We start from the raw sequence: 25,107 nt of genomic DNA, 5'->3' as shown, positions 1-25,107 counted from the left end.
CTTATCCCCCTTGTTACCAGTTGGTATAGCTGCCGTCTGGTTTAATTAATCTGGGTGGTTCCCAAAATTTGAACTCTTGGTTTTTTAGTTTTTCTTCATTTACATCTATACCTAAACCGACACAGTTAGTTACTGTAAAACTGTTGTTCTCTACACGTGGTCGATTGGTAAATATTTCATCGTATTCAGATAAATCGCCATCGTAAGGCGCAAGCTCTAACCAGCTCATATTGGCAATGGCAGCACAATAATGTACCGATGCAGCAGTGCAAATTGGGCTAAGGGGATTGTGCGGCATCATGTCTATATATTTAGTTTCACACATGGCGGCAATTTTCATTGCTTCGGTAAAACCACCCGCGTTACAAATATCTATACGTGCATAATTAGTTAAAGCGCTGTCAACATAAGGGGCAAAATCCCATTTACTGGTGAGCTCCTCACCTATCGCAAACGGAATATCCACCATTGAGCGCAAATTTTGGTAGGCCTGAATAGACTGGTCTCGTATTGGCTCTTCTAAATAATCTAAAGTGCCACTTGGCATGCGTTGACAAAAAGATGCGGTTTCTCCAACCGTGAGTCTGTGGTGATAATCTATTCCAAGCATAATTTCACTACCAATGGCTTCACGTGCTTGAGTTAACCAATGAGCGGTTTTAGCTAAAGATTTTCTGGTATCAAAAACAGTTTTACGCTCAGCATTGCCATGCTCGCCTGTGGTCACCCGAATAGACTGCCAACCTTGCTCTTTCAAATTGAGTAAATCGTCAATCAAACCTTGATTGAAATCTTTAACTGAGGTTGCAAACAAAGGTATGTGATTACGCTGTTTACCCCCTAACAATTGATAAACGGGTTGGTTTAAGTATTTACCTGCAATATCATGCAACGCAATATCAATCGACGAAATGGCGGCAGCCAAAACACGACCACCTTCAAAATATTGGCTACGATACATTTCTTGCCACATAGCAGAGATATTCAATGCATCTTGCCCGAGCAAAAATTGTTTAAAGTGCTCTATCGCACCGACTACGGCTTTTTCTCGACCAGATAATCCAGATTCGCCCCAACCATAAATGCCTTGGTCTGTTTCAACTTTAACTAAACAAACGTTGCGAAAGCCCAGCCAAAATACGTATGTTTTAATATTGGTTATTTTCATTAATCTACTTAATCTCCTTGCTGAACTAAAACTTTCGACCAATATTGCCCACCTTGAGCAATGTGGTCTTGCAGCGCTTGCAATGCATCTTGCGGTTTCTTATTAACTAGCGCTGATAAAATTTTCTCGTGTTCATCGATAGCATGCTCTCTACGCGCCAAACTTACGGGAATATTGCCGTGAAGTGCTTGCAATATTAGTTTGTTTTTTTTCCAAAGCTTTACTGCACTTTTGTTGTAGTGGTGCTTGTACATAAGCCAATGAAATTCAGTGTCTAATTCACGAAAGCGCATATGCTCGTCCGCATCAAGCGAACGCATCTGGTGCAATACCTCATTGAGTTTGAGCAAACATTCTTGGGTATATCTTTGTGTGTACCATTCAAACAAATACGGTTCTAACAGTTGCAAAATTTCAAAGACATCTCTAATAGTTGCTTGGCTAAAATTCGCCACTCGAGCACCGCTATTTTTTTGCGAGCTAACAAAACCTTCACCCTCCAATTGCTTGATTGCCTCACGAATTGGGTTAATTGAAGTGTTGTACCGTTTAGCTAAAGCAGTGGTGACTAAACGGTCTCCACTGACATACACACCTTGCGCTATATCTGCCAAAATTTGTGCGTAAACTTTATTGTCATGTTCAAAGAAGTCTTTGAAATATTCGCTTGTTGCCATATTGCTCACAACTCAACCTAGATTACACATAATTCATGCAAAGATTACACTTAAATTATACTGTTAACAATAGATAATTATTAATTAAATGGGGTTTAAATTATTTTTTAATGGAATAGCAAATATTAAAAAACACAAAAAAAACCACAAATTAATATAAATTACAGTTAGTTACGACAAATCCCTCGGTATGCGAACTTGAGGTAAAACTGTAACCACCAACCTTTTGGTTAACAATTAACGCTTGACTTTTAATGTTAATTAAACGTAAAAATAAAAAAGAGGACGGATTCACCTGTTTAAAAATAAAACAAAGTAGTCGCAATTTTTATGGGTGTACGGGCTTGACGACTTAAACAACGACAAAAGGTTAGGACAAAATGGTGACTAAAAATTTTAGATTTAACGGCATTGCTTTGGCGGTTTTGGCGAGCACTGGCTACTCAACCTCAACAATCGCAGAGCAATCGACTCAAACGAACACACAAGCGACAGAAATCATTCAAGTTAAAGGCATTCGCAGTGCTTTAAGTAACTCAGCCGCAATTAAACGTGACGCCTCAGGCGTGATGGACGCCATTTCAGCAGAAGACATTGGCAAGTTTCCAGATTCAAATTTAGCCGAGTCTTTACAACGTATTACGGGCGTTTCAATTGACCGTTCAAACAACGAAGGTAACAAAGTTTCGGTGCGGGGTTTTGGCCCAACGTTTAATTTAGTTACGCTAAACGGTCGTTCTATGCCGACCTCATCTACCCTATCAACCGATGTTGGTATCAATCGCTCATTTAATTTCCAGCATATTGCCGCAGAAGTTGTATCTGGAGTAGACGTTTATAAGTCTGGTAAAGCTCACTCGCCCACAGGGGGAATCGGCGCAACCATTAATTTACGCACGGCCAAACCTTTTGATTACAAAGAACGTCAGTTCAGTTTAGGTGCTAAAGGGATAATGGATACCAGCAATGTTAAAGGGAGTGATATCACCCCAGAATACAGTGCTTTGTATAGCGACACTTTTATGGATGACACCTTTGGTGTGTTAGTTTCATACTCTCATTCAGAGCGCGATAGTCGCAAGGAAGCCGTAGTGAATGATGGGTGGATCAAAGACGATGGCTCAGCTTATTCAGCAATTGATAAGTCAGGTATCGATCTAAATAATAACCCTGAAGGTGTGTTTTGGGTTCCACGTAACTTCGCAGTTGAATATGGCGACCACCAGCGCAAGCGCGACAATCTGCAAGTTGTGTTGCAAGCAACCCCCATCGAAGACGTTGAGGTTGTTTTAGACTATACAACTTCGGAGTTTGAAGAAAAAATTGAGCGGGTATTAACTGGCTTTTGGTTCGATTCAGATCAAAACACCACAGGCAAAGTAGATAAAAATGGTACAGTGGTTAACCCACGCCATAATAATCATAGATTAAATTACACAGTTACAAATCAGTTGGTTGAAACTGAAAACGACTCAATTGGTTTTAATGTTAAATGGCAAGCAACCGATGCATTAAAACTCACATTCGATATGCACGATTCAACTTCTGAAACTCAGCCAGGTGGTCAAATTAGTGAGTTCTCTTCAGTGATCAGTACTCCACCAGATGCGCGATATGTTGATATAGGTTTAGATTTTACCGGTGCAGATGTACCAGCAGTAACAACCAACACAACCCAAACACTGGAAGCCGACACAGCACCTGGACCAATTCCTGACAATTATGATCCATTTTCAACCGATCATATTGATGGTGACGTTGTAGTTGTACGTGGTCATGCAATTAAAAACAACATTAAACAATGGGATTTAGGTGCACAATGGGTTAATCAAGGCAACGGCGCAATTGAAAAAGTCAGCTTTGGTTTAGGCCAAACGGATTATCAATTTGATACCACCACACGTTTTGGTTTCGACTTTTTGTATGACGATTTAAACATGCAAGAATTGGGAATTACTTTTACTCCAGCAAACGTTGGCAGCAATTTTAGTGGTTCAGATAAACTGTTCGCAAAACAATTTAATGCTAACCCAAGTTTAATCAACCAGAAAGTACTCAGTGGCGGGTTTATCACTGAAGCACCGCCCAGAATGGATAGCGTGCAAGAAGACACTACAGCTGCTTATGTTAGTGTTGATATCGCCGATGAAATTAACCAAATTCCGCTCAATATTAATTTAGGTTTGCGCTACGAAAGTACTGATGTCACAGGTTCATCAAGCGCGACTTTGCCTACTAACTTGGTATATTTGTCGGATGAAGAAATTCGCCAAGTCTATCCAGACAACGCCACAGCAACTATTGACACTTTGACGGGTGATTATACTGAGTTTTTACCCAATTTTGATATAAGTGCAGAACTAACGGATGACTTTATAGCACGTTTTTCCTATAGCCGAACATTAACCCGCAGTGATGTAACCGCCATTGTACCTGCAACTAAAATTACTGGCACACGCCCTGGTGGGCCATTTGATGCAAGCCAAGGTGATCCAAACTTATTGCCTTATTCATCAAATAATATCGACTTGTCTTTTGAATGGTATTACGACGAAGGCAGTTATGCATCGATTGGCTACTTTAGAAAGTACGTAGATAACTTTATTGGTATCACCAATGAAAAACGCACAATAAATGATGCAAATGGCAACCCATTAACCGATCCATCTGCAAATCCTAGAGCTGGTTGCCCTGATAGCTCGGTCGAGCCCTACAACGCAGATTGTTTATCTAAACCCAGCGATCCCGAGATTATGTTTAACGTTAAGGTGCCAAAAAACTTAGAAAGTGCCGAGGTTTATGGCTGGGAATTAGCCTTACAACATCTATTTGGTGATAGCGGTTTTGGTGGTCAATTCAACTTTACAAAAGTAGATGGTAGTGTTGAATATGACATTTATTCGTTTGAACAAACCGTTGCTTTAACTGGGTTAAGTGACTCAGCTAATTTAGTCGCCTTTTATGACAAAGACGGTATTCAAGTACGTTTTGCTTACAACTGGCGTGATGATTTTTTGTTAAATACCAACCAATTTCATAGCCCTGACGAACCTGTGTTCACGAAAGCCTATGGTCAGTTAGATATGAGTGCTAGTTATGAAATTAATCAATATTTAACACTTGTGTTTGAAGGATTAAATTTAACCGAAGAAACCGCACATAGACATGGCCGATTTGAAAATCAGTTTTTAGCAGCTGAAGATTTTGGTAGCCGCTATGCTTTGGGCATTCGAGCAAAATTCTAAATTTTAAGTCTACTCTCACATGGGAGCAATGCGGTATACGCGCCCCTTTTTCATTAAAAGTCATAAATGATTCGTTAAGGAGATATTGCAAATATATTTAATTGTATACAACAAACACTTGACATTAGCACCAATTAAAAAGTAAAAATGTTATCGAGATGTTTGTAAAGCTGACAAATTACAAGCAGTACAGCTGGGAAGTTAAACACTCAAAACATAATATAAACAAGAGGACAACATAATGCGTAACAGCATGTTTAAACTCAATACCGTCTTACTATCTATGTTAGCCGCATCAGGTATGACAACGGTTGCTCAAGCTCAAACTAACGCAGCAGACGAAGCTGAAGTTATACACGTAAAAGGCATTCGTAGTTCATTAAATAAATCAGCTGCGTTGAAACGTGATGCGTCTGGTGTGATAGACGCAATATCTGCTGAAGATATTGGTAAATTTCCCGATACTAACCTAGCTGAATCGTTACAGCGTATTACTGGTGTATCTATCGATAGATCGAATAACGAAGGCAACCAAGTTACCGTTCGTGGTTTTGGACCGAGTTTTAACTTAGTGACACTAAATGGTCGGCAAATGCCTAATTCATCAGCACTTGACGGTGAAGGCATTTCCAGAAGTTTTAACTTTAAGGAAGTTGGCGCTGACACAGTTTCTGCAGTTGAGGTTTATAAAACGGGAAAAGCAAATGTTAGCTCTGGCGGCATTGGTGCAACAATAAATATAAAAACAGCTAAACCTTTTGACCGCCCTGGATTTAACGCGCACGCAAGTGCTAAAGCAGTAATGGATACCAGTACTAGTGATGGAACTGGTCGAACTATAACCCCCGAACTGTCCGGCACAATAAGCAATACTTTTTTAGATGATACTGTAGGTGTTATGTTATCTTTGTCACATGCAGAACGTGACAGTCATAAAGATAGAGTTGGCACACAAAATTCTTGGTCTCGAGGCTATCCTGGTTTTGCAGAAGGGAAAACTCCAGATACCAGCGCAATCGATACAAATAAAAACCCGACTTTAGAAACATGGAAAGTTCCAACCGTCGACTTAGACGACTCAAACACAGAGCGCACCAGACAAAATGCGCAACTGGTGTTCCAATACGCAATAAGCGATAACTTAACGGCTACTGCAGACTATACAATGTCACGCCATGATGAAAAAACCAAAATGAACCGTATGAGTTTTTGGTTTGACAACCTAGAATCAGGCAAAGCAGATGTAAATGGAACCATTATTGATCCGCGCCGTACAAATGATGAACTTAATTTTTGGGCGTGGGAATATGCATTTGAAACGGAAAATGATTCATATGGCTTAAACTTTGAGTGGTTTGCAAGCGACAACCTAAAATTTGAACTCGATATACACGATTCAACTTCTCATGCAAACCCAGGGGCTTTACCCGCTGAACGTTTAGCAAATTTAGCCAACATTAAAACACCAGATGGCCAAGGTGTAACTATTCAAGCTGACTTCAGTTCAAACATGCCAAGCGTCTCGTATGACGACTCTGTCCTAACTGGCGGAGCATACGAACTTTCTAACATGCGGGCTGACTTGTATCAGGAGCGCGGTTACGAAATTAAAAATAATATTCAGCAAATTCAACTGCATGGTAACTGGGAAAACTCAGGTAGTGGTGGTTTAAGTGCCATCGATTTTGGTATAGCAACGACTAACTATAAAGTCGATACAACTAAAATATATAGTGCTAATTTTGCGCTAGGTGGAGACATGGATATCTCGAGCCTTGACCTTAGCTTAAAACCAGGCGGAATCGGATTTGAGAAAATACCGAATTATTCAGCCATTCAGTTTATCGACATGGTAAAAGAACAAGATTTATTTGTTGATACCAATACAAATTTAAACGGCATTGAAGAAGAAACACTTGCTTACTATGTATCGTTTGACTTTGAGACAGAATTTAACGGTATGGACTTTAATGCCAATATTGGGGTTCGCTATGAAGATACAGATGTTTCCTCATACTCTATAGAAAAGCCTGTTATTGGTTTTAACTGGGTATCGGCTTTGGAAATGTCAAAAATGTACGCTGACGAAGAAACATCAAGTACTTTATACGGCGACTATAATTACTTTTTACCAAACATGGATTTCAGTCTAAATATTACTGACGACATTATCACCCGCATGTCATACAGCACTACAATTTCACGCAGTGATATTAGCGCCATGTTTCCAGCTACCGAGTTGACAACCCATCTTTCAACGGGTCCATTTAAAGCGAATCAAGGTAATCCAAACTTATTGCCTTATGAGTCCCGTAACTTCGATTTATCGTTAGAGTGGTATTACGGCGACACTAGCTATATGTCAGCAGGCTACTTCCGTAAACAAGTAGACAATTTTATTGCAACGGGTGAAGATGAGCGAGTTATTGAAGGACCAAACGGAGCGCTGACAAACCCAAGTGTGAATCCTCGTGGAAACTGCCCTGAAGGTAGCCCAACTAACCCAGTTAGTGCTTGTACATCACAAAATACAGACCCGGCTATTTTATGGACGGTTACAACACCTAAAAACTTAGATTCAACTGAGGTTAGAGGTTGGGAATTCAATATTCAGCATATGTTTGGTGATAGCGGATTTGGCACTATAGCTAATTACACCTTAGTTGATAGTTCAGATAATTACGATATTTATAATTTGAACAATGACTTTGCTTTAACTGGTTTAAGTGATTCTGCTAATTTAGTCGGCTTTTATGAACAAGATTTATTCTCACTACGAGTTGCATACAACTGGCGAGATAAATTTTTACTTAAAGGTGGAAACGAACCGACCTTTACCGAGGCTTACCAACAAATTGATATTTCAGCAAGTGTTGAATTATCAGACAGCTTAAGCTTGGTAATTGAAGGACTTAATATAACTGACGAAACGACTCGCCGTCATAACCGATTCCAAAATCAAATCGTTGATTTTGAAGATTATGGTGCGCGATACAACATCGGCATTACAGCCAAATTTTAAATTTGATGTTTAATACAAGCGGTAAACTAACGTTTACCGCTTTATAGGTTAGGTATATGAATAGTCCTATTTCATCAGTCGTTATTGTCGGTGGTGGTAATGCAGGCTGGCTGACAGCTGCGATATTAGCCAGCAAACTTAAAAGCAAATGTGCTGAAAGTGTTTCAATTACTTTAATTGAATCTCCCAACATTAAAACGATTGGTGTAGGCGAAGGCACTTGGCCAAGTATGCGCCGAACTTTAAAAAGCATAGGGATTAGCGAAAGTGACTTTATCGTTAGCTGTAATGCTACGTTTAAACAAGGTGCAAAATTTGTTGGCTGGGTAACAGGCGCTAAGAATGATAGCTACTATCATCCGCTCATGCTGGCTGATAATGCCGAGCAAACTGACGTTCTACATGCTTGGCATCAACATTTTGAGCATATCGATTTCTCAAAAGCATTTTGTGTTCAAGATTACACCTGCGACAACGGGCTAGCACCTAAGAGTATTACTTCACCCGAATATGCTGCTGTGACTAACTACGCCTATCATTTGGATGCGGGCTTGTTTACAAATTTCTTGAAAAAGCATTGTATCGAAAAACTAGGGGTTAAATTTGTCGCGGATGATGTAATTGATGTCAATTCCTCAATTAATGGTGCTATTGACAAGGTGTTAACTCGCAATTGCGGCTATATAACAGGCGATATTTTTATCGACTGTACTGGCTTTAACCGGCTCCTTATTAATAAACATTATCAAATACCGTTTCAGTCATGCAAACACGTACTTGCCGCCGATTCTGCCATTGCTTGTCAAGTCCCCTATCCTTCAACTGAAAGCCCTATTACTTCACATACAATCTCAACAGCACAAACTGCGGGTTGGATTTGGGATATAGGCTTGCAAAACCGTCGAGGTACAGGTCATGTATTTGCAAGTGATTATCTATCAGACTACGATGCTGAAGCACAATTGACAAAATATATAAAAAATACAGGTGGTGATGTCGAAAAATGCACTTTCAAAACAATAAGATTTGAACCTGGGCATTTGAGCAAGTTTTGGCATAAAAACTGTCTAGCTATTGGCTTGTCTGCCGGTTTTATAGAGCCACTCGAAGCCTCCGCGTTATTACTTATAGAAATGTCAGCAAATACTTTAGCTGAGCACTTCCCAGCAAATCAGGCTGCTATGAATTTAGTTGCGGATAAATTTAACCAAACATTTTTGTATCGTTGGCAGCGCATTATTGATTTTCTCAAATTGCATTACATTTTGAATCAACGCGATGGCCAGGCTTTTTGGCAGGACATTAAACAACCACAATCAATCCCAGATTCTTTACAGGCAAATCTGAACCTCTGGCAGCATCAATATCCATGTATGCATGATTTTGAACAAGCAATCGAAGTTTTCCCTATCGATAGTTATTTATATGTCTTGTATGGGATGGGCTTTAAAACCCAATACCCGTTTAAAGTTTCTCAGTTGCAGTCAGACTTGCTTTCTAGGCAATACGCAGAAATTAAGTCTAATTTTAGTCAACTTGAAAGAGTGTTGGAACCCAACCGCCATTTACTCGAAAAAATTAAACGATACGGACTTCAAAAAATTTAGGTGTTGTTATGCAAACAATCGAAACATTAGACCCTATCCGTCACCATGATTTGACAATTGAGACTGGCCACAGTGAAAAATTTGGCGAAAATATTCATTGTGTACCTGTCGTGGCCAATGAACTCAATCAGCTAATTCCCCATTATCCCGTATGCTTACTAAAAGACACAGAAACGGGTCAATTTGGTTTATATGCATTATTAGGTTTTGAACCAAACCAAAATTTATACATTAAAAGCGGACATTGGGGGCAAGGCTACTTACCTTTGCATATTCAAAGGCAACCATTTATTTATCAGCCAAATAATCATTCAGTAGGTTTAAACCTTGCAATAAATGTAGACAACCCAAGGGTCAATAAACAAACAGGCGAAAACTTATTTGATGATAATCAACAACCCAGTGGTTATTTAAAAAACATGGCAAAGATAGTTGAATTTTTACATTCTAGTTTAGCCAGTAACCAAGCATTTATTCAGACATTGCTTGATGCAAACCTAATTGATCACAATCAACTTAAATTTCAACAAACTGATGGTCAATCAAAAAAAATTGATGGTTTGTACCAAGTGAGCCAGCAGAAACTCTCAACTTTATCCGACCAAGACGTGGTTAAACTTCATCAATCTGGTGCGCTGCAAGCCTGTTATTTACTGTTGGCTTCGCAAGAGAATTTCAAAAAGTTGATTAATTGGTACAACGATTAAGCTAAATCGCAATTAATTAACCGATTATTTAAAACAATATAAATTACAAGAGGTCAAAAATGCGTAAACTCCCAGTTGCAGCCGTCATATCTGCAATACTGCTGTCGGGCTGTGACAGCGGTAAACCTGATACACCAACTACCCAAGTCCAATCAGAGCAACCATTAGCCGTTATCTGGAATGGTAGTGATAATTCCAAAGTGGATATTGAAAGTTGGGGGGCTGAAACCCAGCTATTGGACAAGTCAGTTAAGGTCAGTTATCAGAGTGATCACTACCGCCCTTCTGTTAAGTTTCACCCTGAAAAGCCATGGGATTGGTCTAAATTTGATGAATTTAACTTAGCGGTTGATATTAAAAACCTATCGGATGAATCCATTCAGGTTTATCTGTCTTTAACCGATGAAGCGGGCGTTAAAGAGGATATGGAAATTACCGGTAGTCGCGCGCGTTCTTTAAACCGAGCAGCTAACTTAGCCAAAGGCGAACAAGGCACTTATTTCCTAATTATCAAAGGCAAGTTTGTTGATACCAATGCGGGTGTGCGCGAAAAGCCATACCCATGGAAAACTGACGAAGAAATGTTTGTCACCCGCTTTGGTAAAAAGCTCGATTTAAGCCGCATTACTGAAGTTGCGATATTTGTTCGCGGTAATTTACACGATAAACAAATAGAAGTGTCGAATTTACGCATACGTAAAAACCCTGAATATGATAATAGCTACCTTACAGCTTTAGCTGATGAATTTGGCCAAAACGCTAAGCAAGATTTCCCGATCAAAGTTAAATCAGTTGAAGAACTAAAAGCGGCTGCGGATAAAGAGTTAGCAGAGCTGGCCAAAGGCGGTTTAATGGCCAATCGTTCTAAATACGGCGGTTGGAAAGACGGTCCAAAATTGAAAGCGACAGGTTATTTTAGAACTGAAAAAATTGATGGTCGCTGGTGGATGGTTGACCCTGAAGGGTATATCTTTTTCTCACACGGCCCTGCCAACGTACGTATGGCTAACTTAACCACGTTAACAGGCGTCGATTTTAAAGATGATTCTGTACGTTATATTGACCCAACTCGTGTTACCCCTGAAGATTCAATGGGCATAGTCCGAGTATCAGATGAAGTCAGAAAGACACGCTACATAGCCTCTGAACTACGCAATAACATGTTTACTTGGTTACCAAGCTATGACGACCCTATGGCTAAGCACTATAGCTATCGCCGTGAAGTGCATAAAGGGCCACTAACCTCAGGTGAAACTTTTAGTTTTTATCGCGCGAATTTAGAAAGACGTTACGGTGAAAATTTTGAAGAAACTTGGCAACAAGTCACACTTGATAGAATGAACAATTGGGGCTTTACTTCATTTGGTAACTGGGTTGACCCTGCGTTTTACCCGAACGAACAAGTGCCCTACTTTGCCAATGGTTGGATTATTGGTGACTTTAAAACGTTAAAATCAGAGCATGATGTTTGGGCGCCTTTGCCTGATCCATTCGATCCTGAATTTGTTCGCCGTGCAAAAATCACTATTGATGTAATAGCAGAAGAAATTAAAGGCTCACCTTGGTGTGCAGGTATTTTTGTTGATAACGAAAAAAGCTGGGGTTTACCAGAAGGCACAGTTGAACAGAAATATGGGGTGATTTTATCAACCTTAACCGCCAAAGATGCAGATAGCCCAGCTAAAACGTATTTCACTGAATATTTAAAAGGTAAATATGGCAGCATTGCCAAGTTAAACCAAGCATGGAATTTTAATGCTGATAACTGGGCGAGTATCGAACAAGGTGTGCATTTACACGAACCTTACTCAGCTGATGCGGTTGCCGATTTATCTTATATGCTAGAAGCCGTGTCTGATCGTTACTTTAAAGTAGTGCACGACACTTTAGCTGAAGCATTACCAAACCACTTATATATGGGCGCGCGTATGGCAAACTTTGGTATGCCAAAAGAAACTATTAAAGCATCGGTTAAATACTCAGATGTGTTGTCATTCAATATATATGAAGAAGGTGTACAACCAGAAGAATGGGGCTTTTTAACTGAGTTTGATTTACCAGTGGCAATTGGTGAATTCCACATCGGCTCTACTACTGATACTGGTGTGTTTCATGCTGGTTTAGTGCAGGCGCACGATCATAAAGACAGAGCGAAAATGTATTTAGATTACATAACCAGTGTTGCTGCGCATCCAAATATGGTTGGGGCACATTGGTTCCAATATATTGATTCGCCACTTACTGGGCGGGCTTTTGATGGCGAACCTTATAATGTTGGCTTCGTCTCTGGTACCGACATTCCCTATCCTGAAATGGTAGATGCAATTAAGTCGTTTATGTCGACCGTGTATGAAAAACGTTTTGCTGGTGAGTTTGATGATGAGAGATATCAAATGAAAAAAGACTAATTCATAGTTTCCTGCCATACCCTGCATTGGGGCTTATTAGTTTAAGCCTAGGTTAAGCGACCTAGCCCAATGCAGGGTATTTTAGCAATTGCTTACAACAGCATTATTGTCCCCATAAAAATCATGGCTAAATTTTCAGTTAAGCTTAAAAAACCTAATGGCACTTTGCTATTGCCACCTACACATGCACAATTTAAGTTGAGCTTATCAATATAGACAGATTTGATGATTGATACCGCGCCTATAAAACCAACCACTAACGCCATAGCGCCAAATACAATAGGCAGTTGTTTAGCTAACAATGACAGTCCAACTAGCAATTCAACGAGCGGATAAACTTTTGCATAAACGGGCAGTTTTTTCGCTAATAAATCGTATTGAACAAAGCCTTTTATAAAGGCGGTCAAATCCATAATTTTTAAACAGGCCAATACACATAAACTAAAACCCATAAAGCCACGGAGTTCGGTTTGAGTTGCGATCGCCATTAATAAACATACAGCAAAAACCGTTATAACCGGCCAATAGCTAGAAGAAGATTTTTTGGCATTTTGTGGGGCAACCTGTAGTTTGTTCGCTAAGTCGCTATAACCACCAATTCGTTCCCCATCTATAAAAATTTGTGGTGTTGTTTGAACTTGGTGGTTAATTTTAAACGCTTGTTCTTCATTTGTGTCAGCAAACAAGTGATCTTCAAACGCTATCCCTTTCTTACGCAATAGATCAACTGCATGCTGACCATAAGGACACAGTTTTTTTCGGTACACTTTAACGTTATCTAAAGCCATTCCATCCTCTTACTACTTTAACAGTGTAACTAGAAGACTTTGATTATACGTATTTTCTAATAAGAAACAGCCACAAAATAGTATGGTTTTTACCAGTTGTGCCTTTCCAATTAGTTTGTCCAATCTAATCGAATGTCCCACTGATATCTGTAGTCAGAATCTAGCGGTACTTTAGCCGGGTTGACTTGTTGAATGACATTCCTTGCAGGCTTTATGGTTGCATCTCGGCCATATATATAACTCTGCTCTTGCACAATAGTGTAATACGCTTTGTTCAAATCAAGCGCTCGACGTTTACTTGGCATAATAAGCTGGTAAATATTGTCTAGGCTAGCAATTTTTTTACGATCAGGGTGACCATTTTGGTCAAACCATAAATCTAGCATTTCTTCATTTTGCCTAAATTCATCACCACCACCTACTCTTTGCATGTAGGTTAAATATTCACCATCAATATCACTTGGGTTTACTTGGCTAGCTTGACCAAAGTTTGGCACATCTTTAATTTTCTTTAAATCTAAATAACCCCAACCGTCAACTCCATCAACCTTGCGGGCAAACGAAAAGACTTGATCTATCGTGGTGCCAACCGTTTTATGGCAGCCATTACAAAAGCTTAATTCTTCATGAGTTTGTTGTCTAAGTTTTCCCTGCTTGTCTTCGATAAATGCTTGCAACGCCCAACCAAACCCGTTGCCTATGCCTTTATAACCAGCATTTGCTGTTAATGGTAAATTTTCAAAGTGCTTTTCTTTCACTTCTTTATAGTAAGCACTTTTTAACGAAATAGGGTCTCTAAATCTATATTTACGCATGTAGCGTACTTCTTTCATTCGTTTTGACATCCCGAGCTGGCCGCTTTCATCTAAACCAATGTATCGAACTGTGTGCAAAAATTCGGTGTCTTGTGGATATAACATATCAGCCAGCTCTATGTGTTTTGCATCGCCAATGTAATGACTGCGCTTAACAACTTTGTCTGCAATTGTTAGATTTCCATTATTATCTAAATCAACCGCTAGGCTATTTTCATCAACAGGGATTATTGAAACCTGTTCAGCCCCTTTTATTGCCAATTCCACCAAGGCTAAATTAATAAGATAAATCGTTTCATTGTATTGACCATTTAACTCTCGGAATATCTTAGGTAGGCGGATCATCGCGTCGCCAGTAGAGCCATTTGTTGGCCAAAACGTGCTTGGGAATGGCTTATAGTTGTATGCGACCCAGTGACTGCCGTCTTTGGCGATACCGTGTTTTGCAAATGCTTTGTCAGCAGCAGGTAAATTTTTAATTTCGGGTATTATGCCTTGCCAGTTTTGTGATTTGAGACTTTCAATAAATGGCGTGTAATTATCTTGATTGACATAATTAGCGATAAAACCATCTTTAATCTGATTGATTTGTTTTTGTCTATCGACAAACAAATTTTGCCAACTATTGCTTTCACCCACCTCAGAAAAAGCATAAGTGCCTTGCAATGCGCCATCGTTCATTACATTAGGTCGACCATCTGAATAGCTTTGATGACACACATAACACGGGTTATTTTTACCTTGTGTATCTGTATAACATTGTGGCGGTATTACAGACTCAGGGTTATATATTTCATTTGCATCAAGATAAGCTTGTGCAGTTATCTGGGACTGAGAACTATCGCTTAATTGACTTGTTTGTTGTGTTTTTTCTGAACAGGCTGTAACGCTGGTAAGTCCAGCAAGAATGACAACCAGTGAATAGTTTTTTTTTATTTGCAGCATATACTTCAATTACTTTATATCTAATAGGCAGAAAAGCCCCAACTGAATATTCAGTTGAGGCTTTTTTTGAAATGATAAAACTATTGAGCAGCTTTAGGGTTATATAACCACAAAGTGTTATTGGTTTGAGAGCCGTCTTCACCAATCATGATACGACCATCATCTAACACTAAAACGTTGTCAGGTTGAGCAATTTCATTGACATTACATTTCTGTGCGCCACTTACCCCAGATGTCATGGTTGCACCCATTAATACTGGTTCAATGCGAGAAACATTATAATTTGCTTCCAACGGCATGCGATAAACACCACCACAATCTTTTACTCGGGTGTTTAATTGAATGTCGCCTTGTCCATCAGTCATTGTGCTATCAATATCTGAAATCGCAAAATATACATATGCAGTTGAAACCACTTCATCTGCAACCATGTCTGTCCCTTCAACCGCTTCTATTGCACGATTGTGGTTTACGTTAATACCTTCTAACTTTCTGAACTCAGCAGTTGCACCTTTAGCTTTCGCAGCCTGACGCGTTTCGATAAATGCAGCTCTATCATCCATGTTTTTACCTGCGGTTGTGGCATTACCGCCATCCGCTAAGCTTGGGTAAGTTACTTCGCCGTTGGCCCATGCTGTAACGTCCTTCACAGTTAAATAACGCTCAGTGTAAGAACCGTCAGCAGCTGGTGTTTCTGCTGCAATATTATCAAATTCAGCAACCCAAGCTTCGATCTGGCTGTTATTGCCATGCGCTAATTCAACCCAGCTAACATCAAAACCTGTAACAAGTGGATCAGTCGAAGGATCTTGCGTTAATTTGGCCGCATATAATGTACCTGATGATAAATCGCCTGCTTGGTCAGCGACAAACTTCAGCAATAAACCGCCAGTGTCATCTTGTGTGGTATATACGGTTTTTTCGTCAGGCATAACAACCGAGTTTTCATGCTCTACACGACCAATGGTGAAGTGTTTAACCGGTGTTGGTGTTTCAGATGCCGCATCTTCAATTTCAATGATATAGCCGTAACGATAAGGGTTTGGAAACACTTGGTCGCCATTTAAATATGCATTTAAGCCTGATTGTTGGAAACCGTCTGTACGAGTATTCCAACCAGCTGAAGTGCGATTTCGATCATCATCTATGGTCCACTCTTCAGATGTTAAAGGTGTATTCCACGGGGTCACAGAACCAAAACAGTTTGCAGCTGTGCCATACACAGAAGAAAAATCGATCATTTCAACATCTAAAATGTCCCATTGATGTTGATCATTTTTCTTCAAGTGCATGCGGCTCATACCACCAGGAATGTATTCCCAGTTTGTGTATAAATAACCTTCACCCTCATCAATGGTAATAAAACCGTTGAAATCAGGCATATCGGTTTCAACCACTGCTTGTTGATTTTGAATATCCATAATAACACCCAAGCCATTTGGTAAGTCACCGTCAAATGTGTCACCATTTTGGCCCAGTACATGATATTCACCAGCCGCTACACGTACGCTCTCCATTTCTTCTTGAGTTTGTGCAACTGGTAACGATGGGAAAGACTTAGGCAATTTATGGATATTGACACCATAAACAGCACCAACAGTACCTTTGTTGATTACATCACCATTTTTGTCTTCTGTTGTGTTTGTATCATCAGGATGTTGGGCGTTGAAAAACAGATCACCTTCGGCAGTTACATATGCACCTGTCACTTCAGCCCCTAAAGGCACGGTAGCAAAACGAGTCAGACCAATTGTTGAGCTTCCAACACCAGGAAGTCCGTCTTCACCATTTGTACCGTCTTGTCCGTTTTCGCCATCTTGGCCATTTTCACCAGGTTCACCTTTTGGGCCTTGCGGGCCTTGTGGACCTTCAACAACCTCGTCTGAATCAGTGTCAGCCTCTAAAGTGCAACCCGTTATAAAAGATGTAGCGAAAAGTGCTGCTAAAACAGCTTTACTAAGTTTAGATTTGTTATACATAGTTTTTCCCGTAGCAAGTGTTATAAAAATCAACACATATGCTGCAGGACAAAAAATGCGTTTATATTACAGACAGTTGAAACTTAGTCAGTTTAACTAAATCTTCATAAAACATTGGTACTTACCTAAAGTATCAGTCGATGTCTGAAATTGGCACACTGAATAATGGGGTTGTAAAGTTGTCTGTTTTTACTCGAGCACTAACTTGTCCTTTCGAAACAATTTGATTGCTGCGTGTATCCACTAATACATAATTACATTCGGAAATACCATGATACATATCAACAGCTAAAACACTGATGGAGGTACTACGCTCTGGCTCTGACAAGTTTATAATCGGGAACGAGAAGCCAGCACTGTCACGGTCTGTACCTAATGATGTGAAAAACAGCTTTAAAGTATATTGTGCCGGTGCAAGGGGTAACTCGCTTGCCTCAACAAAACGTGTCCCGAAGGTTTCGGTTAATTGGCTTTTTATTTTTGCGGTTGCGTAATCAACAACATTATTTTTTACGACAAAATGACTTTCTATTTGGATTGTTTGGCCCTGTATCGCCTGCAAAGGCTGGTTAGCAAAATCAGCAGCAATTTTATTGATGCTGTAAGTAATTAAGCGTTGCTCAGTCGAACCTGAAAACTGTTTGCCTGCTTCGCGTGTACTGCAACCGGTGATATACAACAACACAGTTAGTAAAAGTATGATTTTGCTTTTGTTCACGTATTTTCCTTATATTTAACGTCTTTGCGTCTAACAAACTTGAATTCTGGGTAACACAAGAACGCTAACTTATTGTGATTCAAAGTTTAGGTTTAGTAGTTTGCACGAATTTTTGATACAAAAAAACCAGATAATAAACACTATCTGGTTTTTTTAGTCTATTTAAAATAATCACTAAGCATAACAGCTTACAGATTTTATTTTTTCAAAATCGCAGCTAACGCGTCCGCTAAATAGTCAACATTGCTTGATGAAACACCCGCAATATTGATACGGCTGCTACCAGCCATATAAATAGCATATTCATCACGAATGGCTTTAACTTGCTCAGGCGTAATACCTAAGAATGTAAACATACCTTTTTGACGATTGATAAAACTAAAGTCTTCTTCAACGCCACGTTCGTGAATTTTGTTCACCAATAATGCACGCAAATCAATCATTCGAGCACACATGCCAGCTAATTCAGCTTTCCATTCAGCTGTTAATGCTTCGTCGGCTAATAGAATACCGACAGTTGCACCACCGTATGACGGCGGCATTGAGTATATTTCGCGCGCAATGTTTAACATGTGAGATAAAGCAGCACCTGCTAAAACGCTAGTTTCACTAATACTAGTTAATAAACCTGTGCGCTCACGGTATAAACCAAAGTTTTTAGAGCATGATGTTGCAATTAAAGCTTCAGGTACTTTGCTTAATAATTCACGTACACCAGCTACGTCAGTTTCTAAATCAACACCAAAGCCTTGATAAGCAATGTCGATGAAAGGTAAGAACCCCTTTTCTACCGCTAGATCAGAAATTTTCGTCCATAACTCAGGTGTTAAATCTTCACCTGTTGGGTTATGACAACAACCGTGTAATAACACCACATCGTTAGGGCCTAATTGCGCTAAAGCTTCTAACATTTCATCCGCTTTAAGCTGGTTATTTGCTTTGTCGTAATAAGGATATTCAGCTGTTTCTAAGCCTGCTGCTTTAATTACAGCAACATGGTTAGCCCAAGTTGGACCACTCACCCAAACTTTTGCATTTGGATTACCACGTTTGATTAATTCGAAGCCAATGCGCAAAGAACCTGTTCCACCTGGGCATTGAACACTTTCAACACGTCCAGAATCTAATAATGCATTGCCAGCACCTAATACAAGCTTTTCCATGCCATCTAAGAAAGCTTGATTACCACGAGCTTGAATATAAGACTTTGAATCTTCGGTATTAGATAAAATTTGTAACGCTTTTTGGACCGAAGTTAAAATTGGCGTTTTACCATCTTCAGTTTTATAAACACCTACACCTAAATCTACCTTTTTAGGGTTAGAGTCTGCTTTAAACGCAGCAGCAATGCCCAATAGCGGATCTGGTGGTAACGCAGTCATATGTTTAAACATGTAGATCGCTTCCTAGTTGATGTAAAAATTAAAAAATAAGTTGCGATTATGATACACCACTATTTTATAACTTAATACTTTTCAGGTAAAAAAATGCCAAATAAATGGGTATATATCTATTAAATGTGAATATATATGCACCATCTATTGCGAAAAAATTTAAATAGATTTGACCTATGCCTACAAAATGATTAGAGTGCGCGACAAATTTAGGTGCTCAAAGGTAATGATTAATAATCAAAACCTTAAGTTAAACGGGAAGTTTGGTGAATCTTATAGATGAGTCCAACGCTGCCCCCGCAACGGTGAGCAATGTGTAGTTGATCAATCCACTGTACGATATAACCAGGTACTGAAGCATTTATCTTCAAGTAACTTGGTATAAGTATGGGAAGGGATTAATTACTGATAGCCTTTTGGCTTATCACATTGTCAGCCCGGATACCGGCCTATTTTTGATCTAACCAGAGAGCGGTGGGCTGTCTAGGGCAAAGGAATATTTCTGCTATTTGTGCAGTATGGAGAATACTGCAATGCCCTCACCTCTGCTTCAGTAACAATAATTTTTTATAACAACAAAGCATTTAGAGGTTTTTATTAATGTCCATCCATTTAGCGGTAATAGCAAAATACTGTCTATTTATCTTTGGAATAGTAACAACCCTAAATACCCATACATTCGCCAATGACAAAACGAAAGATATTATCGAAATTGTGGGTGAAAAAACTAGCTTTACAACCAACTATACTTTACTCAAACGAGACGATTTTTTAGGTAGAAATACCAATTTATCTGACATTTTACAAAAGCAAGCGGGTATTCAAATTCGTCAAGTAGGTGGTTTAGGTAATCAAGTTTCTATTTCTATTCGTGGAAGCACAGATAAACAAGTTCAATTTTATATAGATGGACAACTGATAAACTCCGGACAATTCGGCAGTTTCGATTTAAACCAATTACCACTTGATCAAATTCAAAGTATTGAAATTAGTAAAAGTCAGGCTGTCGGTACAGGCATAACCCCAATTGGTGGTGTGATTAAAATTAATACCTTTGATCCAGAAAAGGCTCAAACACGTTTCAGTGGGTCTATTGGTAGCTTCGATATGGCAGACTTTTCAATACTAAAGAGTACTCATTTAAATGCACATCAAATTTCTGCAAACTTATCGTATTTAACCACAAGTAATAACTACCCTTATTTGGTGAATACGCCGTTAAATTCACCAAATAATCCGCAAGTTGAAAACTTACGCAATAATGATTACCAAAAAATCAACGCATATCTGAATGACAGCTTTGTTATGGGTAATCACAAAATTAAAGCTTCACTACAATTTATTGAACAAAATAAAAACTTGCCGCGTTATAACAACAATAGTGATAAGAATCGTGCTTCATTGGATACTTATACAAGACGTATGAATATATCTGACGACTGGTTATTAGGAAATGGTTATTTCGAGAGCTTATATTTCGAATTAAATGCAGAATCAAAAAATGAAATTTTCTTAAATAAATTTGAATCAGATACCAGCACTCACGAGCGCCATGATTACCAGACAAATTCTGGCTCAATAAATTTAAGTACATTATTAAACATTGGTGAAATATCAATTACGCCCTATTCAAAAACGTCATACAGCGAATTTCAATCACAATCTACATCAGGAAAAAAAGGCGAAGGCTGCTCAGGTTCAAATGGTTGTGACATTATTGCTGAGCAGACCCAATATCATCTGGGAAGTCGATTTGAAGTTGAAAGTGATGCATGGGCAGGTCACATATTAATAAACCAGCTATGGGATTCTAGCCGCAATAAAATTAACCAATTGACGAGTTACCCATTCGTTCACAAGCATAGCAACTACAGTTATTTTACCTTTGATTCTAGTGTGCGTTATCAAATTAATTCTTCGCAGCAAGCTAGTTTAAACGCGGCTAAAGGCGTTCGAATTCCCACTTTGTTCGAGCGTTATGGTGACAGAGGCATGTTCAAAGGTAACGATGATTTAATGCCAGAGGAGTCGCAAACACTGGCACTAAGTTATGATTACGCTACTAAAGATTGGCAATTTACTCCCAGTATTTATTTAACCGAACAAGAAAATGCGATTGTTGCAATATTTAATACAAGTGGTGTTGGGTCATACGAAAACATTGCCAAATCCACTATTATGGGTGTTGAATTAATAACACATTATTCCCTATCGAATAATCTAGATTTAGCTTTCAATTTGGCACTAATTGACTCAAATACCCAATCAGACAAAACACAATTCAATAATAAAATGTTGCCCGGCATTTATCATCAACAATACCAGGCAGAATTGAACTATAAAATTAACCAATTAACGACCCTGTCTTTAAGCGCCTCTCACGAACAAGACCTGTATTTTTCCCGCGCCAATATACTTACCGAAAAAGGTAAGGCAGAACGCACGCTAGTTGATTTTAATGCCAACTATAAGTTCGGCAATTGGCGAATCGCTTTTCAAGCGCTGAATTTATTTGACAAGACCTATCAAGACTTAGCAAATCGCCCTGCGATTGGACGATCTTTTAAACTTAGTTTTACTTTTGAGGATATAAACTAATGACTTCCGCTTTTTTTAAAGTTAGCTTAATTTCATCTGCCCTGTTATTGGCAGCATGTTCTTCAGACAATAACAACGAACCACAAGAGGTAGCAGCAATATCAGGGGTTGCTATCCATACAGTTGCAACTGATTATGTTAGTGGTCAACAAGTAGTCATTGCAGATAAAGACACATATCAACTAACCAATACAGGTGTTGCAGTAACAGACTCAGCGACTGACTATACAATTAGAACTTATCAAGATGACTTGTACCACATTGGTAGATGGAATATTGATACAATTGAAAAATTTAGCGCTGATGCTCTACAAAGCTCTTCATACAAGTTCTCGACTCAACAAGCAGGTGAAGAAGCGTCTGGCAATCCTTACGACATCGTATTTTTAAATGAACAAAAAGCATTTGTAATTCGTTACGGCTTAGATGAAATATTGATTATCAACCCAAGTGCCACTCAAGCATCCGACTTCGTTACTGGTAGCATTGACATTTCAGCTTACAACACAAACAAAGGTGAGCCAACGGCCGCAGACGGTTTAATTCACGATGGTAAGTTATTTGTTGCGATGCAGCGCCTAAATGCTTTGTGGACTCCTGAAACGGCTTATGTGGCGGTATTTGATGTAGAAACAGGCGTAGAAATTGAAACGAATGCCAGTACAACAGATACAGTTAAGGGCATTCCGCTAACTGGCACCAATCCGATTCAGGATAGTTTGAAGATTTATGCCGATGACTTGTATGTAACAACTCATGCAGAAAGCTACCCAGCGGATGCGTCACAAAATATATTGCTCAGTAAAATTGAAAAAATTGATTTGGCAACCTATTCATTAGATGTGGTTTTAACCGCTGCTGATATTACTGGCAACACCTCAAGTACACTAAATGAATCTATTATAATCAGCGACACAAAAGGCTATTTCTTTACAACAAATACATCTACCAATATTTCGGGTGTGTATCAGTTTAACCCATCAACTGGGGTCATTACCTCCAGTGATGTTGCTGCGACTGTTACAAACGCAGAAGGTGTTGCAGATATTGCATTAGACTCTGAAAATAGAATGTGGATTTCTGTGCAACATGCTGTAGCACCAGGCGTTGATGTTTATTCAGTAGATGATAATAGCTTACTTGAAAACCGCATCACAACAGTTTTGCCGCCAGCAAGAGTGGAATTTTTCTACTAAACACCTCAATAAAGTAGCTTTAAAATGCCTTGTTAAACACAAGGCATTTTAGTTTTTCCACCACCCATTCAGCGTTATCTAGCGTTAAATCGTGCCCGCCATACCCGCTTAAATAAATTGGTATTTGCCATTTTTCTGCAAGTGCGGTTGAACATTGATAACTAACCAATTTATCTGTTTTTGAAGCCAGCAGCTGTATTGGGCAGTTTGGTTTATCAGGTAGTTTAAACTTTGCTGCGGCTTTAAGTTGTATTAAAAAATTTTTAATACTAACGGGCGCATCAAGCGCAATATATTGCCTTTGTTGAATAATTGCAGACTCATTGAAACGCTCACTGGTCATTTTTAAAATTAGCTTTTCACGTTCACAAGGTTCATTGATGACAGCTTTTATAATATTGGTGTAGTTGTCGCTGCGCAGTCTTTTATAAAAAGGAATTAACCCAGATACACTTGTGTTTATTAATGTCATTGAGCTAATAGGCCTGAGTAAAGCCAACTCAATTGCCACCATTGCCCCCAAGCTTATTGCAACGACATGAATATTGGCGTCTGACAAGTTCAAACGGCTCAGTTCAGCATTTACAAACTCTGCATTGGCTCCAATAGTTGTCAGTGATTTCAACGTATTGTTTTGCCCGTTGCCCGGCAAATCAATACAAACAATTTGATGTTCTGGAAAGGCATGTTGCAGTTTAGCGATAAAATCGCCCCAGTGGCGCTGCTCTCTAATTAACCCGCGCAGCAATAACAATACGTTTAATTGTCGTACCATAGCATCGTAGCCTTTTGATCCATATTGAGACTTTTACCATCGTACAACCAATTCTGATACGAAGCACTTGCTCTAATTAAAAACTCCATCAACACCAAGTGCGAGCGCAATACTCGCTTCACTCGGTGCGGTTTAATCGGATGAAACAAGCCAACCGCACGTAATAGCTGGGCTGGGTTTTTGCGCACCCAACGCCACGAGCCCATTTCAAGTGTTAGTGGCAAAAAGGTTGTTGGTTTTTCCAATGACAAATCGTATAAATAGTCCCACAAATCACCATGACACAAATAATGTTTGGCTTGTGGCTCAAACTTATAAGAATGGTATGGGTAAGCTTGAAATAATAAATCGCGCAAATGAAAAACTTCACCTAAATGTTGAATAGGTTGAAAGCGACTACGTGCGTACGGAAACCAAATTCGGTCGTGTAAGCCGAATCCAGAGTGGCAATCAAGCACCAATGAAAAAGGAGAATTAAAGGTTTGTTGCTGAATAAAGTTTACCAAAGCTTGAGCTTCAGGCTGCATTGTTTCACCGGCTTTGCCCCTATACCATGGAATTCGGGGGCTAATTCGATGTCCGCCGACTAAAAATGATGTTTTTTCTTGGCTATTAACCGGAGCGTTACGCATTAAATCGACACTGTTGCCATTTGAACGCCTGTGCGTAGCCATGCCGACAGGGTTTAACAACGGAATAAAGTTTAATCTAACTTGCTCTAATAAATGGTGCAGTGATACATCCCATGCAAGTCGACCAATAATGCCTTCTAAAAACGCTAATAATACTTGGCTGCCAATGCGCTCTAACCCATGTACACCACCGACAAATGTCATGACAGGTTTAGAGGTATCGGTACTGCCCATACTAATCGCATGGATCGGCAACAAATGGTCTTGATAACTGACGTTTGCTAAAACTTGGCTTTTTATCAGTGGAGAAGCGAGTTCTAATAGGTGTTCAAGTTGTCGTAATTCAGGTAATGCACTGTCTACAAACTTCAAATTCACATTGTTCCCTTTTGACTTGCCTAACCATAGATTGCAGCATAAGTTTAGGTCAATT

Annotated in this window: 16 protein-coding genes and 1 riboswitch; of the genes, 7 read left to right on the top strand and 9 right to left on the bottom strand. The window is 39.3% G+C overall.

Annotated elements, in window-relative coordinates:
* Positions 1-13 precede the first annotated feature (13 nt).
* Both DS2_RS11800 and DS2_RS11795 read right to left on the bottom strand, forming a co-directional pair.
* Positions 14-1,168 (bottom strand): mandelate racemase/muconate lactonizing enzyme family protein, encoded by a 1,155-nt coding sequence (locus DS2_RS11800; protein WP_035015008.1) that lies wholly within the window; start codon positions 1,166-1,168, stop codon positions 14-16.
* 8 nt (positions 1,169-1,176) lie between these two features.
* On the bottom strand, positions 1,177-1,845 hold the full coding sequence (locus tag DS2_RS11795) for a GntR family transcriptional regulator (RefSeq protein ID WP_035015007.1): 669 nt from the start codon (positions 1,843-1,845) through the stop codon (positions 1,177-1,179).
* Between the two features lie 380 nt (positions 1,846-2,225).
* Here DS2_RS11795 and DS2_RS11790 point away from each other — a divergent pair, with 380 nt between their 5' ends.
* From DS2_RS11790 to DS2_RS11770, 5 genes are all read left to right on the top strand, one after another.
* Positions 2,226-5,090, top strand: a complete 2,865-nt coding sequence (locus DS2_RS11790; protein WP_035015006.1) for a TonB-dependent receptor — start codon at positions 2,226-2,228, stop codon at positions 5,088-5,090.
* Positions 5,091-5,331: 241 nt separating this feature from the next.
* Positions 5,332-8,112: a TonB-dependent receptor gene (locus tag DS2_RS11785; protein WP_035015005.1), complete on the top strand. Its 2,781-nt coding sequence runs from the start codon at positions 5,332-5,334 to the stop codon at positions 8,110-8,112.
* Positions 8,113-8,168: 56 nt separating this feature from the next.
* Positions 8,169-9,719 carry a tryptophan halogenase family protein gene (locus DS2_RS11780; protein WP_035015004.1) on the top strand — a complete coding sequence of 517 codons (1,551 nt, stop codon included), beginning with the start codon at positions 8,169-8,171 and terminating at the stop codon, positions 9,717-9,719.
* Positions 9,720-9,727: 8 nt separating this feature from the next.
* The gene (locus tag DS2_RS11775; RefSeq protein ID WP_035015003.1) at positions 9,728-10,426 is read left to right on the top strand and encodes a SapC family protein; all 699 of its coding nucleotides are present in this window, start codon (positions 9,728-9,730) and stop codon (positions 10,424-10,426) included.
* Positions 10,427-10,485: 59 nt separating this feature from the next.
* The gene (locus tag DS2_RS11770; protein ID WP_035015001.1) at positions 10,486-12,834 is read left to right on the top strand and encodes a hypothetical protein; all 2,349 of its coding nucleotides are present in this window, start codon (positions 10,486-10,488) and stop codon (positions 12,832-12,834) included.
* 92 nt (positions 12,835-12,926) lie between these two features.
* On the opposite strand, the gene DS2_RS11765 is transcribed toward DS2_RS11770, so the two are convergent.
* From DS2_RS11765 to DS2_RS11745, 5 genes are all read right to left on the bottom strand, one after another.
* Positions 12,927-13,622 (bottom strand): MauE/DoxX family redox-associated membrane protein, encoded by a 696-nt coding sequence (locus tag DS2_RS11765; protein ID WP_035015000.1) that lies wholly within the window; start codon positions 13,620-13,622, stop codon positions 12,927-12,929.
* Between the two features lie 110 nt (positions 13,623-13,732).
* Entirely contained in the window at positions 13,733-15,382 is a 1,650-nt protein-coding gene (locus DS2_RS11760) for a hypothetical protein (protein ID WP_035014998.1), read from the bottom strand.
* A gap of 80 nt (positions 15,383-15,462) precedes the next feature.
* Positions 15,463-17,361, bottom strand: a complete 1,899-nt coding sequence (locus DS2_RS11755; RefSeq protein WP_035014996.1) for an alkaline phosphatase PhoX — start codon at positions 17,359-17,361, stop codon at positions 15,463-15,465.
* Between the two features lie 133 nt (positions 17,362-17,494).
* A complete protein-coding gene (locus DS2_RS11750; RefSeq protein ID WP_035014995.1) occupies positions 17,495-18,079 on the bottom strand; it encodes a hypothetical protein in 585 nt (194 codons plus the stop codon).
* Between the two features lie 197 nt (positions 18,080-18,276).
* The gene (locus tag DS2_RS11745) at positions 18,277-19,473 is read right to left on the bottom strand and encodes an aromatic amino acid transaminase (RefSeq protein WP_035014993.1); all 1,197 of its coding nucleotides are present in this window, start codon (positions 19,471-19,473) and stop codon (positions 18,277-18,279) included.
* 204 nt (positions 19,474-19,677) lie between these two features.
* Positions 19,678-19,941, top strand: a riboswitch (cobalamin riboswitch).
* 132 nt (positions 19,942-20,073) lie between these two features.
* Between DS2_RS11745 and DS2_RS11740 the strand changes: the two genes are divergently transcribed.
* Complete coding sequence (locus DS2_RS11740; protein WP_051479827.1) at positions 20,074-22,071, top strand: TonB-dependent receptor; 1,998 nt, start codon at positions 20,074-20,076, stop codon at positions 22,069-22,071.
* Entirely contained in the window at positions 22,071-23,267 is a 1,197-nt protein-coding gene (locus DS2_RS11735; protein WP_051479826.1) for a hypothetical protein, read from the top strand. The genes DS2_RS11740 and DS2_RS11735 overlap by 1 nt, the downstream gene beginning before the upstream one ends.
* A gap of 19 nt (positions 23,268-23,286) precedes the next feature.
* Here the strand turns inward: DS2_RS11735 and DS2_RS11730 are convergent, their stop codons facing one another.
* Entirely contained in the window at positions 23,287-24,042 is a 756-nt protein-coding gene (locus tag DS2_RS11730; RefSeq protein WP_035014992.1) for an alpha/beta fold hydrolase, read from the bottom strand.
* Positions 24,027-25,052, bottom strand: coding sequence for a DUF2817 domain-containing protein (locus DS2_RS11725; protein ID WP_035014991.1), 1,026 nt, complete (start codon positions 25,050-25,052; stop codon positions 24,027-24,029). The genes DS2_RS11730 and DS2_RS11725 overlap by 16 nt, the downstream gene beginning before the upstream one ends.
* Positions 25,053-25,107 lie beyond the last annotated feature (55 nt).

Source organism: Catenovulum agarivorans DS-2 (assembly GCF_000568405.1).
Lineage (GTDB): Bacteria > Pseudomonadota > Gammaproteobacteria > Enterobacterales > Alteromonadaceae > Catenovulum > Catenovulum agarivorans_A.
This window is presented reverse-complemented; position numbering and strand designations above follow the sequence as displayed.

What these genes read in the sequence shown, in the direction of transcription:
- DS2_RS11800 (WP_035015008.1), bottom strand. Translation starts at nt 1,168, where the DNA reads ATGAAAATAACCAATATTAAAACATACGTATTTTGGCTGGGCTTTCGC.
- DS2_RS11795 (WP_035015007.1), bottom strand. Translation starts at nt 1,845, where the DNA reads ATGGCAACAAGCGAATATTTCAAAGACTTCTTTGAACATGACAATAAA.
- DS2_RS11790 (WP_035015006.1), top strand. Translation starts at nt 2,226, where the DNA reads ATGGTGACTAAAAATTTTAGATTTAACGGCATTGCTTTGGCGGTTTTG.
- DS2_RS11785 (WP_035015005.1), top strand. Translation starts at nt 5,332, where the DNA reads ATGCGTAACAGCATGTTTAAACTCAATACCGTCTTACTATCTATGTTA.
- DS2_RS11780 (WP_035015004.1), top strand. Translation starts at nt 8,169, where the DNA reads ATGAATAGTCCTATTTCATCAGTCGTTATTGTCGGTGGTGGTAATGCA.
- DS2_RS11775 (WP_035015003.1), top strand. Translation starts at nt 9,728, where the DNA reads ATGCAAACAATCGAAACATTAGACCCTATCCGTCACCATGATTTGACA.
- DS2_RS11770 (WP_035015001.1), top strand. Translation starts at nt 10,486, where the DNA reads ATGCGTAAACTCCCAGTTGCAGCCGTCATATCTGCAATACTGCTGTCG.
- DS2_RS11765 (WP_035015000.1), bottom strand. Translation starts at nt 13,622, where the DNA reads ATGGCTTTAGATAACGTTAAAGTGTACCGAAAAAAACTGTGTCCTTAT.
- DS2_RS11760 (WP_035014998.1), bottom strand. Translation starts at nt 15,382, where the DNA reads ATGCTGCAAATAAAAAAAAACTATTCACTGGTTGTCATTCTTGCTGGA.
- DS2_RS11755 (WP_035014996.1), bottom strand. Translation starts at nt 17,361, where the DNA reads ATGTATAACAAATCTAAACTTAGTAAAGCTGTTTTAGCAGCACTTTTC.
- DS2_RS11745 (WP_035014993.1), bottom strand. Translation starts at nt 19,473, where the DNA reads ATGTTTAAACATATGACTGCGTTACCACCAGATCCGCTATTGGGCATT.
- DS2_RS11740 (WP_051479827.1), top strand. Translation starts at nt 20,074, where the DNA reads ATGTCCATCCATTTAGCGGTAATAGCAAAATACTGTCTATTTATCTTT.
- DS2_RS11735 (WP_051479826.1), top strand. Translation starts at nt 22,071, where the DNA reads ATGACTTCCGCTTTTTTTAAAGTTAGCTTAATTTCATCTGCCCTGTTA.
- DS2_RS11730 (WP_035014992.1), bottom strand. Translation starts at nt 24,042, where the DNA reads ATGGTACGACAATTAAACGTATTGTTATTGCTGCGCGGGTTAATTAGA.